The 15104-nt window shown below is 40.7% G+C and carries 13 protein-coding genes and 1 pseudogene; 3 read left to right on the top strand and 11 right to left on the bottom strand.

What is annotated here, in order from left to right; all coding sequences use genetic code 11:
• Window positions 1–56 precede the first annotated feature (56 nt).
• Window positions 57–2957 (bottom strand): type III restriction-modification system endonuclease, encoded by a 2901-nt coding sequence (locus HMPREF2655_RS03950; protein ID WP_007522620.1) that lies wholly within the window; start codon window positions 2955–2957, stop codon window positions 57–59.
• A gap of 9 nt (window positions 2958–2966) precedes the next feature.
• Window positions 2967–5000 carry a site-specific DNA-methyltransferase gene (locus HMPREF2655_RS03945; RefSeq protein ID WP_070837682.1) on the bottom strand — a complete coding sequence of 678 codons (2034 nt, stop codon included), beginning with the start codon at window positions 4998–5000 and terminating at the stop codon, window positions 2967–2969.
• 347 nt (window positions 5001–5347) lie between these two features.
• Here HMPREF2655_RS03945 and HMPREF2655_RS03940 point away from each other — a divergent pair, with 347 nt between their 5' ends.
• Genes HMPREF2655_RS03940 through HMPREF2655_RS03930 form a run of 3 tightly spaced genes read left to right on the top strand, consistent with a single transcriptional unit; the run spans window position 5348 to window position 7618 of the window.
• On the top strand, window positions 5348–5653 hold the full coding sequence (locus HMPREF2655_RS03940) for a rhodanese-like domain-containing protein (protein ID WP_007522618.1): 306 nt from the start codon (window positions 5348–5350) through the stop codon (window positions 5651–5653).
• A gap of 23 nt (window positions 5654–5676) precedes the next feature.
• On the top strand, window positions 5677–7332 hold the full coding sequence (locus HMPREF2655_RS03935) for an FAD-dependent oxidoreductase (protein ID WP_007522617.1): 1656 nt from the start codon (window positions 5677–5679) through the stop codon (window positions 7330–7332).
• Window positions 7322–7618, top strand: a complete 297-nt coding sequence (locus HMPREF2655_RS03930) for a rhodanese-like domain-containing protein (protein ID WP_007522616.1) — start codon at window positions 7322–7324, stop codon at window positions 7616–7618. Before HMPREF2655_RS03935 ends, HMPREF2655_RS03930 begins: the two co-directional genes overlap by 11 nt.
• A gap of 309 nt (window positions 7619–7927) precedes the next feature.
• On the opposite strand, the gene HMPREF2655_RS03925 is transcribed toward HMPREF2655_RS03930, so the two are convergent.
• From HMPREF2655_RS03925 to HMPREF2655_RS03885, 9 genes and pseudogenes are all read right to left on the bottom strand, one after another.
• Window positions 7928–8185, bottom strand: coding sequence for a metal-sensitive transcriptional regulator (locus tag HMPREF2655_RS03925; protein WP_033583577.1), 258 nt, complete (start codon window positions 8183–8185; stop codon window positions 7928–7930).
• 196 nt (window positions 8186–8381) lie between these two features.
• Entirely contained in the window at window positions 8382–8924 is a 543-nt protein-coding gene (locus tag HMPREF2655_RS03920) for a DUF3592 domain-containing protein (protein WP_007522615.1), read from the bottom strand.
• Between the two features lie 76 nt (window positions 8925–9000).
• The gene (locus HMPREF2655_RS03915; RefSeq protein ID WP_049500784.1) at window positions 9001–9639 is read right to left on the bottom strand and encodes a hypothetical protein; all 639 of its coding nucleotides are present in this window, start codon (window positions 9637–9639) and stop codon (window positions 9001–9003) included.
• Window positions 9640–9828: 189 nt separating this feature from the next.
• On the bottom strand, window positions 9829–10878 hold the full coding sequence (locus HMPREF2655_RS03910; RefSeq protein WP_070837680.1) for a hypothetical protein: 1050 nt from the start codon (window positions 10876–10878) through the stop codon (window positions 9829–9831).
• Window positions 10879–10988: 110 nt separating this feature from the next.
• Window positions 10989–11654 (bottom strand): hypothetical protein, encoded by a 666-nt coding sequence (locus HMPREF2655_RS03905; protein WP_070837678.1) that lies wholly within the window; start codon window positions 11652–11654, stop codon window positions 10989–10991.
• A 1-nt stretch (window position 11655) separates the two neighbouring features.
• Window positions 11656–12228 carry a hypothetical protein gene (locus HMPREF2655_RS03900; protein WP_070837676.1) on the bottom strand — a complete coding sequence of 191 codons (573 nt, stop codon included), beginning with the start codon at window positions 12226–12228 and terminating at the stop codon, window positions 11656–11658.
• Window positions 12229–12534: 306 nt separating this feature from the next.
• Entirely contained in the window at window positions 12535–13389 is an 855-nt protein-coding gene (locus HMPREF2655_RS03895) for a VOC family protein (RefSeq protein WP_070837674.1), read from the bottom strand.
• Between the two features lie 110 nt (window positions 13390–13499).
• Window positions 13500–14537, bottom strand: coding sequence for an aldose epimerase family protein (locus HMPREF2655_RS03890; protein ID WP_070837672.1), 1038 nt, complete (start codon window positions 14535–14537; stop codon window positions 13500–13502).
• Window positions 14538–14683: 146 nt separating this feature from the next.
• A pseudogene (locus tag HMPREF2655_RS03885) lies at window positions 14684–15104 on the bottom strand (tagatose-bisphosphate aldolase); the annotation flags it as partial.

The raw sequence follows: 15104 nt of genomic DNA, 5'->3' as shown, positions 1-15104 counted from the left end.
AATCACTTTTTATTCAGCAAGGAAATTGTTCCTGAACATCGAAACCATAATAAAAATCATTGCTTCGTACCAAGTTCTCGCAATTTCTGATAAACTTGCTCTTCATCCGTCGCCACCTGATAAACAATATTTTGATTTCCCAAGGAATTAAAAAAATACTCTTGAATAGCAATAGCTAATTTATCAGTGTCTCGCATATTATCTGCCTTAGTTTCTACAAAAAGATAAATAATCTTATTTTGAGTACCTTCAATTACAAAAACAAAATCAGGACTAGTTGTTCCACCCATATATTTTGGAATACGAATAGCAGATTTAGGAAGTTTTCCGAATACTGTTACTGTCTTATCATAGTGATGCTGAAGAAGTTTTTTCTCTGGATTCTCACTATCATAGTAAACGGGTGGACGGTCGTAAAGATATCGTTCTTCCTTCCCAACCTCAGTCAACTCTTTTGTACCTAAATTTCCAATAATAATTTCATTTACAAAACTATCCGTTGTAGCATCATAAAGTGTTGTAATAGCTTGAAAATCCAAACTTTCATAGCGATAAGCTGTGCTATAACTCTTCTCAAAAGCACATTTAAAGGCTTTAACCAAATTTTTCAAGGTCTCATTATTTAGAATATTATCATTTCTAATTTTTTTCAATACTTTTAAGAGCCGCCTATGTAATGCTGTAATAGGTAAATTCGTTTCCTGTACCAGCTTTTTGAGGAAGTCTCCATACGCCATACCAGCTCTCGTATGGCTATAACGAGCTGTCTCCGTTGAACTAGCAACTTCACTACCCCCTGCTACTAAACTTTCCCTTATCATACCAAAATATTCAACAACATAGTGCGTCTCATCTAAAAATATCTGATCCATAAGTTGTGATAGGTCAACAGCTCCATCATCAAAAACTATCATACGTCGCTTCGAAAAATCTCTCCAAAGTTCTTTTACCTGTTTCCAGTTGTCTTGATTTAATTTAACATGCGTAACAGGCCTTGTCTCATTACTATTACGAACCTTATCGCCTCTCAGTTGCTGTTCTGTCAGGATAGGATACAACTGGCATAATTTCTCCCATCCTCCCTCTTGATAAGTCATAGAAAAATCAATGATTCCCTTCTGTCCCAACTGATTTTTGAGGGCATTCTCCGTCAAATCCGAATAATGGCTAAGAATCAACCGAATCGTTTGCTCATCTAATCTTTCTCTATTAAATTCAATTGGAGCGTCGTTGTTGATTTCTCCAATTAATTTTTGGGCAAAATCTCTCTCATCATATCCAATGAGGAAATCCAACCGAGAGACAAATTCGTCTTGTGTGACACGGCGTCCCTTCTCATCAACTGGAAGACGAAGTCCTCGACCTACTTCTTGAATCTTCGAATTTTCAGATCCGGAAGTGCGAAGTTTGCAAATAACAAAAACATTGGGGTTATCCCATCCTTCACGAAGCGTCCACTTTGAAAAGAGGAAGCGTCTAGTTAGCCAATTCCCTTCACCATCTTTAAAAGACAATAGCTTGGTTTTATTATGAAGAATATCATCAACTTCTGCTTGGATATCATCGGCACTTGACCCACGATCTTCTCCGAAATAGCCTGCATGAATGGACTGAGTATCAGCCTGCAAGTCACATAGGCTTGCTTTAAGGTAGCCTAAATAATCTTTACTGATAGCATCTGACATTTTCTCCATGTCTGCTATCCTGCTTTGCAATTTCGCCAAAAGCAGACGCTCAAAAGTCAAACGCAACCAGCCATCCTTCTTTCGATAAGAGGCAATAGAGTCAATGAAAAAAAGGGTTAGAGCCTTAATTTTAGGTTGATTATTCGGACGACTAAAAAGTTCCCATTCCTTTATAAAGTGCTTATCAATAGCATCTTCTATCATAAGTTCCTGATAAGAGTTAGCAAAGGTGTGAGGCATGAGCATCATCCCAACAGCCAATTCTAATCCATTACTGAGCACTTTGGAACCTGCATAAAAAACATCCCCCTCAAAAACAGAATCAACATCAGCAAGATTATCCCCAACCGCTAGCGTCCTTGTCAAATTGCCTTTTTTCAGCGTCAACTCCTTCGCTTTTACGCCCACTACCTTCCATATATTTTGGCTTTCCTCTTTAGTCAATTTAGGATAAGCAATATCAATCCCTTTTACAAGCCCTTGATTAAAGGACTTGACAGCAGTCAAGTTATAGACTGGTTGGTCTTGATAATAGTGTTTCTTTAAATGTCCTACCCGACCATTTTTTACCATCACCTCAGGAAATGTAGCCCCAAAGCGAACAATCATTTGAGGCTTGAGACTGGTTACCGCTTGATAATTTTTGCCGTCAATGGGAAAACGATGCGGTTCGTCTATAATAACAACTGGACGCGTCCTTTCAAGAGCTGCAATGGGCTGTGTGATGTTAGACAAAAGGGTCTGATCGTATTTGTCACTCGTCATAGAAGACGATCGTAGCATATCTGCATTGACTAGAAGAACTTGAATCGTATTGCTATTAAGCCTTGAGCCTTCGATAAAACTTGTCAGTTGAGCTGGAAAGTTTTTGCGACCACTTTTCACTTTAAAGTCCCCTGCATTGATGACATTGAGATCAATACGAACATTACTGTAATGTTGAGAAAAGTGCTGTTTAGCATAATCCGACTGGATAAAATGTTTGGTTCCCTCTTTGATAGCGGGACTCGGTACGACAATAATAAATTTAAAAAGTCCTCTCTCCTTGTGAAGCTCATAGAGAAGTCTGGTATATACATAGGTCTTACCAGTTCCTGTCTCCATCTTAACATCTAAAAATTTCTTCTCATCATAGCGTCCATATAGAAGAGGATTAGCATAGACATAGTTGATATCGGGATCCGTACTACAATCATCAATCTTTGGAAATGCATCCATAATAGCTTTTAAAGCTTCTTCTTGATGGGGCAGTTCTTCTAGAAATAGTTTCATGATGACCTCCTAATAATTCTTTATCAGCTTGACTACCTTGTCCAAACTGGACAAGGCCAACTCAAGCTCACGCAGGGCTGTCATCTCAAAACTATAACCATATAGAATGATAGTTTGAACTTCCAGCTCGCGCCTACCAAGAAGATTGACTAATACTTTTGTCTGCTCTTCTGTCCAACCCTGTTCAATCAAATATAAACGATTATCCAGTTGGATAGCAGGGTAACCAGCAAGGTCAAGATAATTTTCTTTCTTATCAACTGCATATCCATCTGATAACTTCCAAGTTGTCAAAATGGTCTCGTAAGCTAAAGCTCCCCCCTCAACTCCCAGATAATCTGCTGAAAAAGGTGTCAACATGTCGTCAAAATAATCTTCGCCGATCAAGTTAATCTGTCCAGATCCATCCATAAAAGTTCCTGTCTCAATATCATACGTATCCAAGTCTTCCAACAATTTCTGATCAGGCTTGACTACTTGATAATGCTTAAATCCACCATCAAAGTTAGGAAAACTAGGATTTCTCTCAAGAATTTTGGCCCTCGCACGCTTAATCCGCTCACGAGAAATTTGATCAATATAGCGATAGCCGTCCTTATAGGCAGCTTCTGCCCCTTTTGCAGGGCTTTCTGTGCCATCAGAGTTTGTCGTAAAAGTCGGCTGATCTAACTGTACCATGATATAGCTACGATTTCCTCCATCCTCAGCATTTAACTGCATAACTGCATCAGCTGTCGTCGCAGATCCAGCGAAAAAGTCTAGAACAGTGGCAGAGTTGTTTCCAAACATCTTTAATAACATTTTAATAAAAGATGGATTTTTTGGCATTGAAAATAGTTTCTTTGAATCAAATTCTCCGTAAACAAAACCAGCAGTCTCCGTTTTGAAATCCCACTCATCAGATGATTTGATTAAACTTTTTTGTTGTTTGTAAACATTTCTATCTTTTTCATAGATACTCTCTTCTTTAAATATCAACGATTTTGTATTAAATAACTCTAGAAACTTACTCTTAGAGTAAGTATTTTCAAGAAGTTCCCCATCTTTTATTGATTTATAAACTTTATATCCTTTATCTAACAAATCACTTCTAACTTCATCGATCTTCTCAGTTACTAGCTCAATCACTTCTCCATTATAATAAACTGAGTAATTCTTATTATCATCAGCAGCTAGTTTATTTGTGCTTTCACCAACTAAAACACGCTTCCCATGGGAATAATACCCATATTCATCTTTTAATAATTTGTTTTTTCTTACAACATTTTCAAACGGAAGGGCTTTGTCAAAATCTCTTGCATAAACTAACAGTGTCTCATGACTGACAGCTACAAATTTCCCATTTTTTCTTCCCTTAGGATTATTTTCAATAGCTAAATTAGCCACAAACTGTCCTTCTCCAAATATCTCGTCCATAAGCAACTTTAGATTAGCTTGTTCATTATCATCAATAGAGACAAAAATAACACCCGTATCCTTGAGAAGACGTTTTGCCAGCCAGAGTCTAGGATACATAAAGGTTAACCAAGCTGAGTGTGTAGCACGGCCCTGAATAGACTTAAGCCGGGAAAGCCCCTCCTCATCCAGACCAAACATAGCTTTGAGTTTCTCATCGCTATGAGCAAAGCTATCAGGATAGACAAAACCGTCCGATCCTGTATTATAGGGCGGGTCAATATAGATGACATCAATGCTATTTTCATAACCAGCTTGCAGGTGACGTAGAACTTCCAAATTATCTCCCGTAAAAAAGAGATTGCGGCTGTTCTGATGAATCATCTCTTCATTATGCTTGATATTAGGAACAACCACCGTTTCTGAAAGCTCTCCTGTTTGTTTTTTTGCATAGTTCTTTCCAACAAAATCTAGTTGGTACCCAGAAGATAACTCCGTTTGAACACTCTCCTTAGCTAGACCTCTCTTAAATTTGTCCATATCAAAGCTTTCGCCTACAAAGAAATCTGGAAGTTTACTCTTCAACTCCTTGAGAAAGGCTGATTTAGATGTGATAGCTTGGTTTTCCATCCGAATATCCTTAAGCATGAGCCACCTCTTTCATACTTATGGTACGCAAAAAGCCTGTCACAAAAGTAACAGGTATACGTATAAATAAAACATTAAAAAACTTAGCTATTCGCGAAATTATATATATATATATATATATATATATGTGTGTGTGTGGTTTTTTATGCATATTTCTCCTCGCATCTTCAGTTCATAGAGTTTTCTTAAGTATCAACCAAAGTTCTTTTGATGTTTTTTTTATTATATCATAATTTAAGCGATCAAATCCTAAAAACATTGAATATACCCAACTCAAAACAACTTGCTTGACAAAAGCTTGACTTCATGGTTTAATATACCCCATAAGGGTATATTTGGAGGTGCCTATGTTTCACTTATTTACAAAAATTGACAGTATTTCTACCAGCGAGTTAGAAGCTAAACTCAGAGAACCGATTCAGCTACTAGACGTTCGGACGCCTACGGAATTTCACAGAGGTCATATCAAAAATGCCAAGAATGTCCCTCTAACCGAAATCGGTTCTTATACACCTACGACAAAAGAAACACTTTATGTCATTTGTCATTCTGGTGTGCGAAGCAAACTAGCTGCGAAAAAACTTAAGAAAAAAGGCTACGATGTTATCAATGTCCGAGGCGGTATGAGCGCTTGGACAGGAAAAGTGATCTAAAATTTATTATAAGGAGGAATCCGATGAAAATTGTCATTATCGGAGGAGTGGCAGGCGGAATGTCCGCCGCAACACGTCTCAGACGTCTGATGGAAGATGCTGAGATTACTATTTTTGAGAAAGGTCCCTTTGTTTCCTTTGCAAACTGCGGGCTTCCTTACTATGTTTCAGGAGAAATTGCAAACCGTGATAGTTTATTGGTTCAAACTCCTGAAAGTCTCAAGGCACGCTTTAATCTCGATGTGCGGCCATTTCACGAGGTTATCCAGATTTCGCCAGAAGAACACACTGTAACTGTGCGACATGATGGGCAGGAATTCACAGAAAGCTACGACAAGCTGATCCTCTCTCCAGGAGCTAAACCGTTTGTTCCTGCCATTGAAGGTTTGGCAGAAGCTAATAATGCCTACACACTTCGCAATGTTCCTGATCTCGATGAAATTATGACAGCCTTGGACAATCATCCAAAAGAAGCTGTCGTTATCGGTGCAGGCTTTATCGGGCTTGAAATGGCTGAAAACCTGGCTAAACGTGGATTGCAAGTTACCATCGTGGAGAAAGCACCGCATGTCTTGCCACCATTAGATCAAGAAATGGCGGCCTTTGTCCAAGCAGAATTGCTGGCAAATGGTGTCCGCGTTATCACTTCCCAGTCTGCGACTCGATTTGAAGACCAAGGAAAAGTCATCGCTCTCGAAAACGGTCAAAAGATCACTTCTGACCTCACCATCCTTTCTGTCGGTGTTGAACCTGAAAATGGACTGGCTAAGGCTGCAGGGATTGAACTGGGACTACGTGGCGGTATCTTGGTCGACGAACACTACGAAACCAGTCAAAAAGATATTTTTGCAGTTGGGGATGCCATCGTCGTCAAGCAAGAGATTACGGGCCAAGATGCCCTCATCTCTCTCGCTTCTCCTGCCAATCGTCAGGGACGCCAAGTGGCGGACGTCATCGCAGGACTCGGTCGTACAAACAAGGGCAGCATCGGAACTGCGATCGTTCGTGCCTTTGATATGACAGCCGCTTCGACTGGTCTCAGCGAACGTATCCTTCGCATGAATCAACTCCCTTACAAGGCACTTCATGTCAGTGGAAAAGACCACGCTGGTTATTATCCAGGCGCTACTGATATGACCTTGAAACTCCTCTTTGACCCAACCACTGGAAAAATCTACGGTGCCCAAGGAGTTGGGGAAAAAGGCGTTGACAAACGAATCGATATCCTTGCAACTGCTATCAAGGGAAATCTCACCGTCTTTGACTTACCAGAATTGGAGTTCACCTATGCGCCACCATTTGGCTCCGCCAAGGATCCCGTCAACATGCTGGGCTACGCGGCCTTGAACCTAATCGAAGGTTTAAGCGACAATATTCAATGGTACCAGCTCGAAGACGAACTGGCTGCTGGTAAGAAATTCTTAGATGTACGGACAAGTGGCGAATTCCAGAGTGGTCGACTCAGAGTCGATACCATCCACATCCCCCTAAACGAACTACGGGAACGCTTGGATGAACTGGATAAGAACCAAGTCTACATCGTTAGCTGCCACAGTGGTTTGCGCAGCTATATCGCAGAGCGTATCCTCAAACAAGCAGGATTTACCGTCCAAAACCTTGACGGCGCTTATTCACTATACAAAATGGCTAAACCAGAAGGAGTCGAATATGGAAACTAGTATCAGCATGGCTGACTTTTATGAAAAATATCAACATGAAAATCTAGATCTTATCGATGTCCGTGAAGTGCATGAATTCCAAGCAGGACATGCACCAGGTGCCAAAAATCTTCCATTAAGTACCTTGGAGCAAGGCTACAAAGAACTCAAACCTGGCCATGAATACCATGTCATCTGTCAAGGTGGAGTTCGTTCCGCCTCTGCCTGTCAATTTCTCAGCGCCCAAGGGCTCACCGTTACCAATGTAGAAGGTGGTATGAACCACTGGCCAGGTGAGGTAGAATAATCAAAAGAAGCTGGGCAACAACTCAATTTCAGGAGAAAATGAAGTAATACTCAATGAAAATCAAAGGGCAAACTAGGAAGCTAGCCGCAGGCTGTACTCGAGTACGGCAAGGTGAAGCTGACGTGGTTTGAAGAGATTTTCGAAGAGTATAAATCTCCCCACAATAAAACGCATACTATCAAGGTTTTTCAACGCCTGATAGTATGCGTTTTTTAATTTTAAGGGCTTTTTACCCAGCCTCTTTTTTCAAATTAAACTATTCTATTGATAGTAGATATGCCTTTGCAACTATCGTTTCAAAAATTTATTTTATTTCCGTTTAATCAGGTATCGGATGGCCTTTTCCAAGCGTTCCTTTTGAGCCTCAGGGTCGTCTAGCGGTTGGTTGATGCAAGCGGTGAGATTTTCAGTAATCATCATCTCAATCACGCGCTCAACACTGGAGCGCACTGCTGTCAACTGGGTAATGATATCTGCGCAGTCACGATCTTCATCGATCATCTTTTGAATCCCACGCAACTGGCCCTCTGAACGTTTCAGGCGTGTTATATACTTTGAGTTTGTCATTGATTTATCCTTGGTCACTTTTTCTTCATTATATCTCGAATAAGGTTCTTTGTCAAAATTCTCATCCTATCTGTCTTTATAGGAGGTAAGCTTTTCTCTGTATTGGATAGAAAAGTCTGCTGAACAGGAAAAAGGAGAACTAAGACTGTTCTCCTTGAAGTACGATTGGGAAATCAAGTTTCCGATTAGTTATGCCTTATATCTTGGACAAAAAGGCTAGGATCACTATCCCATAGACTAGAACTAGAGCCAGCCCAAATCCGATACCAAACCACTTGTAAAACTTGTCCATTCCACTGTAACGTTCAACATAGGCCCTGGCCGGCTTGTCTGGATCATACCAGACCGTCAGCTCCGAATGAAGGGGGAAATGGGTCTGCATCAAGCGTTTGAAGGAAACAAAGGAGTTACTATAGCGAGTGATCGAAGGCGCTAGCATATCTTCTCTTGTATAGTCCTTTAAAAATTTAGTAGTCCCCCACGGAATTGTGACCGTTTTGAACATAAAATACTGCAAGGTTTTCTTATAAGCAATCCCATCCACCGTGTATTCGACGATAGGTGGATACCCCTCACGAAAACGGCTATAGCCGATAACCGTTCCAGGAACGGATGACTTGGCAAGGCGGACCAACTTCTGATCCCGAAGATAGAGGAAAAGAAAGGTCCCACACACAAATACAAAAGATAGGAAGATAACGATTGTTCCAACTATCAAACCAATCACTTCTTTAGTCATATGAACTCCTCCTGTTATTCTATACAGTAAAATCTCAAAACTAACTCATCCAGAAAAGACATCGAAGCCCTGGAGTCTACTCTTCGGATTTTTCTTTTGACTGTTTTTCTCTTAAATCTTTCACAGATTTCGATATGATATCTCTCACCTGTTCGTCAGTAAGTCCTGGAATCTGGTAATAGGGATTATTGGACTCGCTTTTTGACGGTTTTGTTCCTGAATTTTCGGTTTTAGAACTTTGTTCAGTCGAAGACGAGGATTTCGACTCTGAGGAACTGGACGACTCAGACTCAGAAGGCTTGGACGTTTCAGGCGTTTTAGAATCAACCTTAGGTGGCTTGTTTACTTGGTCGTTCGGCTGTTTCACAGGTTTATAGAATAGCCCAAAAGACAACAGCAAAGCAATCAAAGTCCCAATACCAGCCAAGGTTCTTTTATTGGCTTCAGCCGAGGGAACCTTTACTCCCTTTGTACTGAGTATTTTCCATTCTGGATGCTCTTTTTCTATAGCTTTTTTCTGTCTCCTAAGAGGACCAAGTAGAAAATGATTAAAAGGCACAATCGTTACCATAGCCACCGTTATAAGCGGGACATAATTGGAATGACTTGATACCAGTAGAACATCGAGTATAGCGAGAAGAATGAAGAGGAAACGCCCCACAAACTTACGAACTTGATGCTCTTTTTTGATTTGCAAATATCTCTCTTGTGACATTATTATATCTCCTCTTTTCTATTTCTCTTCCCTAAATAATACTTTTCCCTGCTTCCTTTCCATTAGAGCAAGCTCCAAAAATCAATGACAAGATGATGACAAATAACTTCTTCATTTTTTCCTTCCTATTTAAAATTCAATGTCAAATATCAATATCTATTGGAATATAAGACAAATGCTTTTGTCCCATTATTCTTCCTCCGTACTGGATTTATAATATTGTAAGAACTCTTCTTCGCTTTGAACCAAATGTTCCTGTCCATCTTTCGAACTAGCTGCTGGAATAGTGATATCCTTGAAGATATTGGTACCTTCTGGAAGAACTAGCTTTAAGAAAGAGATTTTAAAACGAACATCTTCTTTTCCAAGGAAATATAATTCCGATGATAACCCTTTACTCAATATATCAAATGCCTTTGGATACTTGCTTGCCAAGGACGGGTATTGGGATTTTTCTACTGGTTCTTTAAAACCAAAAAGAGATAAGACAAAGGCAAACTTTTCGTTTAAAAATTTATTATTTGAAATAAGAATATCATCTAACTTCGGTTTGTATGATCCTTTCTCATCGTTATAAAGATCTTTGGAAGTTCTACCAGATGGAGTAGCTGCTATTATCTTTCCTTCCTCTATATCAATAAGCCCAGTTTCAGTTTTTGATTCTGGCTGTTGGCCAATAGCCATACTAATTGGTAAGTAAGTTTTCCCCTGTTCCGTATACAAGAAATAATTAACGCTGCGAACCCTTCTTGGAATATAATCCTTATTATATTCCCTCACCATCTGAAATACATCATAGGTTTTTTGTTTGATTGTCCCATCTTTCGTATCATAGACGTCTAACAACCAGTACTCTCCCTGCTCTGGAATATTACTTTTCAAATATGGCACCGCATCCTCTTCTAGAATCCAATACTTTTTCGTGGCTGATTTTAACTTATAACTTTGTTGGATGATATAGCGTTCTCCATTAACTCTCGTCATTCTTTCTACATTGACACGCGAATCATATTTCTTAGCCTCTTCCGCATCTTTTAACTCCGCATCATTATCCCACTCAATCGCTACTGCCTTGTTGTCATCCATGAATTCATAACGCGAAATTTTTGCCCTTGGACTCCACATGACAAACTGAGTAAGTTCATGCCTGCGATATGCCTGATAAGCAAAGTATAGCCCTATGACAGTAAGTGCTAGAAGCATGACTTGAACTAATTTTGATTTCATTATTTTTTTCATTATCTTCCCTCCTCAGTGATTTAGATAATATCAAAACGCTTTATAGGTCTAGTATCCATAACTGCCATATTCAAAAATTCAACATACTTTTCTTTCATCTTATCCCCCACTTATTTCTCTTCCCTAAATAATACTTTTCCCTGCTTGTATTTTCGTACGGCTAAGAGCCAGCGGATTGGATTGTTTTGAAATAGTAGAAGAACCACGCTAATTGGGACAATCGTTGCTCCGATTGGTACCATGAACATGGACGGCTCAAACCATTCCTGTTCATAGTAAGGAATGAAAGTCGCAGGTATAGCAAAAAATACAACAATAACAAAAACAAATAGAAGAACGAGGATAACAAATAGATACAAGATGATTTTATCGACTGTTGGTTCCTTATCTGGTGACTTCCTCCAAAAAGTACTTCTTTCTACCGCTTCTTTAAACTGTTCTTCACTTGCTGGAACAAGCGACTTGGCCCCACTGTAGAACAGTTTTTCAAATCCATAAACACTTCCGATAAAAACGAAAAGGATTGCGGCTAGATGGATAGGAATCATCCACTCACTCAATCTAAAGGGTGCTATCAAGGAACGAATCCAAATACTGATGACAGCAACTAGCAAGAAAGCAAAGAAGAGAAGCCAAGGCCACTTGGATTTCTTTGAACTGATAGCACCATCAGTGTCTGAAACGGTGCTAGATTCTGTTGTTAAAGCCTCTCTCGTCCTTGTGTTATAGTAGATGGATTGCAGGCTTCCTTGGCCTATATAAATGATTTTTCTCATCTTATAATTCGCCCTCTTTCCCTCGGCTACCGTCCTGTAATGTCTCCATCAGCTCCTTGAACAGTCGTTTGCGTGTTTTCATCCGAAATTCATAGATCATATAAACAAGCGAAAATATCCCTAACATATAAATAATCAAGAACTGAAAATCGGAGTAGCTAAAATAGCGATAGATGGAAAACACAATCATGAGGAAACAAAAAATCTCAACTAGGACAGTCCATCTAGATTTTCTCCTAAGTGTTTTGATATTAGCTTTTGTCAACCGGACTTTTTTAAATCTATCTGTCTTCATGTTGCGTCGGGTAGATTTGGCAAGGAGAATGGTCCCGAAAACTAAAAACAGAGACATCAGGATAAAGAAAATCAGATTGAAAGGGGAGGAGACATCTCCAAAGGTTTGGTTGAGCAACTTTGACAGCCGTTGCAAGGAATAGATTGCAATAGGGGCTGCAATGGCTGAATAATTCATGCCTTGTTTTACACCGTAGAATACTTGATTCTTCAGATCATAATAGATAAAAGAGTCCTCCAGAGGGCCCATACTGATTAAATTTTTTACACTTGTATCCATCTTATTACCATTTCCTAAACTCAATACGGATGTTCAAACAGAGTCCTACTTTCTCTTAAAAGCATCGTGACAACGATTGCCAGCAGTCTAGCCGATTTTGGGCGTTTGCCTTCCTAGAGAAAGAAAAGTTTATTAGTATTATAGCATGAACCCCCAGAAAAGGGAAAATATCCCCGGCAGATACCATTGCTAAAGACAAGAAAGGCTTCGTCATTCCATAAAAAAGCGAACGAGTCCGCATTCTAAAAACAGAATGCGAGCTTATCCGCCTTTTTCTATGTCTCTAAAACAAATGACGTCTCTTCCTCATCGTGCCAAGCGAATACGGGTCACAATCCCATCTGGATCTACCAAATCCAACTCACTCGAATTTAACCACTTGATTGGTGCTTCTAGCTCTTGTGCTTGCTGAACGATGTCTAGGAGCTCTTCCTTGCTTTCGACCTCAAGGACGTAGTAGGCCAAGCCTGGCAAGCCTTGCTCACGCGGAGCTAGCCCTTTTCCAGCCCATTCGTTGACAGCCAGGTGGTGATGGTACTGACCAGCCGCTATCCAACTTGCACTAGGAATGCTAAATTTATCTTCTAGCCCTAACACCTTTTGATAAAACCGGCTCGCCGCGTGGCTATCCTTAACCGATAGATGGATATGCCCCATTCTCGTCCCTTCAGCTAGGATAAAGGGATCCACCTTTTCCCCTAACTCATAGATGTCCTGTGCCGCAAGGGCTTCGGTCACACCGATAATGCGGCCGTCTTCTCGAATATCCCATGAAGACACTGGCTTATCACGGTGGAGTTCAATGCCATTTCCTTCCAAATCCTCTAGATAAAGAGCCTCACTGTATCCATGATCTGCACCCCCAACCAGAGGAATCCGCAAATCACTTAGGTGTTTCAAGACATCTGCCAAGGCTTTTCGTGTCGGCAACAGAATCGCCAAATGGTAGAGCCCATAATGCTCCCTTACTTCGCCAGACTTTTCTGCCTGAATCAAGTGAACCAAGGCTTTTCGACCAAGTCCCAAAATCGCTTCTGTCTCTGTTTGGGATAAAATCTCCAAGCCAATAATCTGGTGATAAAAAGCCGTTTGACTCGTTAAATCCTTGACATTTAAAACAGCCTCTGCTAGGTAAATGTGGCTTTGGTATGCATAAGTCATAGGGTGTCTCCTTTTGTTTGTTGTAACTTTATTGATTACATCAATTATACACTATTGAAATAAAATGTCAACGAAGACAACTCAAAAGAGCTGGTTCCCAGCTCTTCTTTTTATTTTACAACAAGCTCGTAACGAGTTTTGCTGGTGAAAGTTTCCCCTGCTTTGAGAATGACTTGGTCTTTGAGGTCGCTATGAATGGCATCTGGTAAAGCCTGCGCTTCAAGGGCAATCCCATTGTGCTGTACCATTGGTTGACCAGCTATGAGCACACTCTCATCCACAAAGTTTGCTGTGTAGACCACAAAGCAAGGGGCCTCTGTCTTGAAAAGTAAGAAGCGACCTGAGTGTTGGTCATAAAGGAAACCAGCATTGTCATGACCCGCAGGAAGAGCAAATGGGTGATCCAAACCAGATACCAACTGGATTTGCTCATCTTCCTCTGCAAAGATGTCCTTCAGCAAAGCTCCATTGTAGATATGTTTAACCACATCACGAGTAGCGTCTGGGGTCTTAGCCGGAACACCGTCCGGAGCAATTGGGTAAATGCCCTCGGTATTTAGCTGGAAGACATGGCGGTCAACTGTCTGCGTGAAATCACCAGACAAGTTGAAGTAGCTGTGATTAGTTGGATTGACAAGCGTATCCTGATCTGTCGTCACCTTATAGCTGATTTCGTAGGCGCCAGTTTCTTCCAAGTGATAGCTGATCCATATCTTGAGATTACCAGGGAATCCTCCTGTCCCATCTGTACGCTCTGTGTAGAGGGTCAAGCCATGGGCGCTCACCTCTACCAATTCAAACAAGCTTGAATCCCAACCTGTTGAACCACTGTGGTTACAGTTGCTGGCATTGTTGACTTCAAGATTATAAGTCTGGCCATTAAGCTCAAATGTCGCACCTGCAATACGGCCCGCTACAGGACCTACACTTGCTCCATGCTTGGGACTATTGCCTACATAGCTATCAAAATCATCAAAGCCCAAAATCACATTGGCAAAATTCCCAGCCTTGTCAGGCGTGACATAGCGCAAGATGGTCGCACCATAGGTCATGATTTCTAGTTGGTAGCCACTGTCCGTCTCAAAGCGATAGGCCAAGACATCCTTGCCCTCATGATTTCCAAATACACGTTCTGTGTATGCTTTCATTCTTCTCTCCTTTGATCCATTTCTCTTAAGTAAACAAACCATAGAGAGTGTATGCACCATCTATGGTTGTCGTTTCTATTTTCAGAATCCTTTGTCACAAAACCTTAAGTATTTTCTTAACAAAAAGGGATTCTTCTATACTTGTTTTATGCTTCCACACGTTCTTTCCATGAAGTCGCTGTTGTTTGAAGAACTTTGTTGAGTTCATCAATGTTCTCAAATCCAGTTGTGCGTAACCATTCACGAGCTGCTGCTTCACCATCTTTGATGTAGGCTTCAACTGATCCTGCCCAGGTTGCACGGCCGCAAAGAACTCCGTTGAAGTTTGCGCCTGATTCGTGAGCAAAGACAAGTGTTTCTTGGAAGAGTTTCGCTGACACACCTGCACTCAAGTAGATGTATGGCAAGTTAGTTGCTTCATCTTGCGCTTTGAAGAAGGCTGCCGCTTCTTCACGTGTATGCACGATTTCACCATCGCCAAATCCTTCAACATATTTGACGTTGACTGGAACTTCCACTTTCAAGACGTCGATGTTGAAGCGTGGGTCTGAGAAGACCTTCATAGCA

The organism is Streptococcus sp. HMSC066F01, from assembly GCF_001837335.1.
Classification (GTDB): Bacteria; Bacillota; Bacilli; order Lactobacillales; family Streptococcaceae; genus Streptococcus; species Streptococcus oralis_S.
This window is presented reverse-complemented; position numbering and strand designations above follow the sequence as displayed.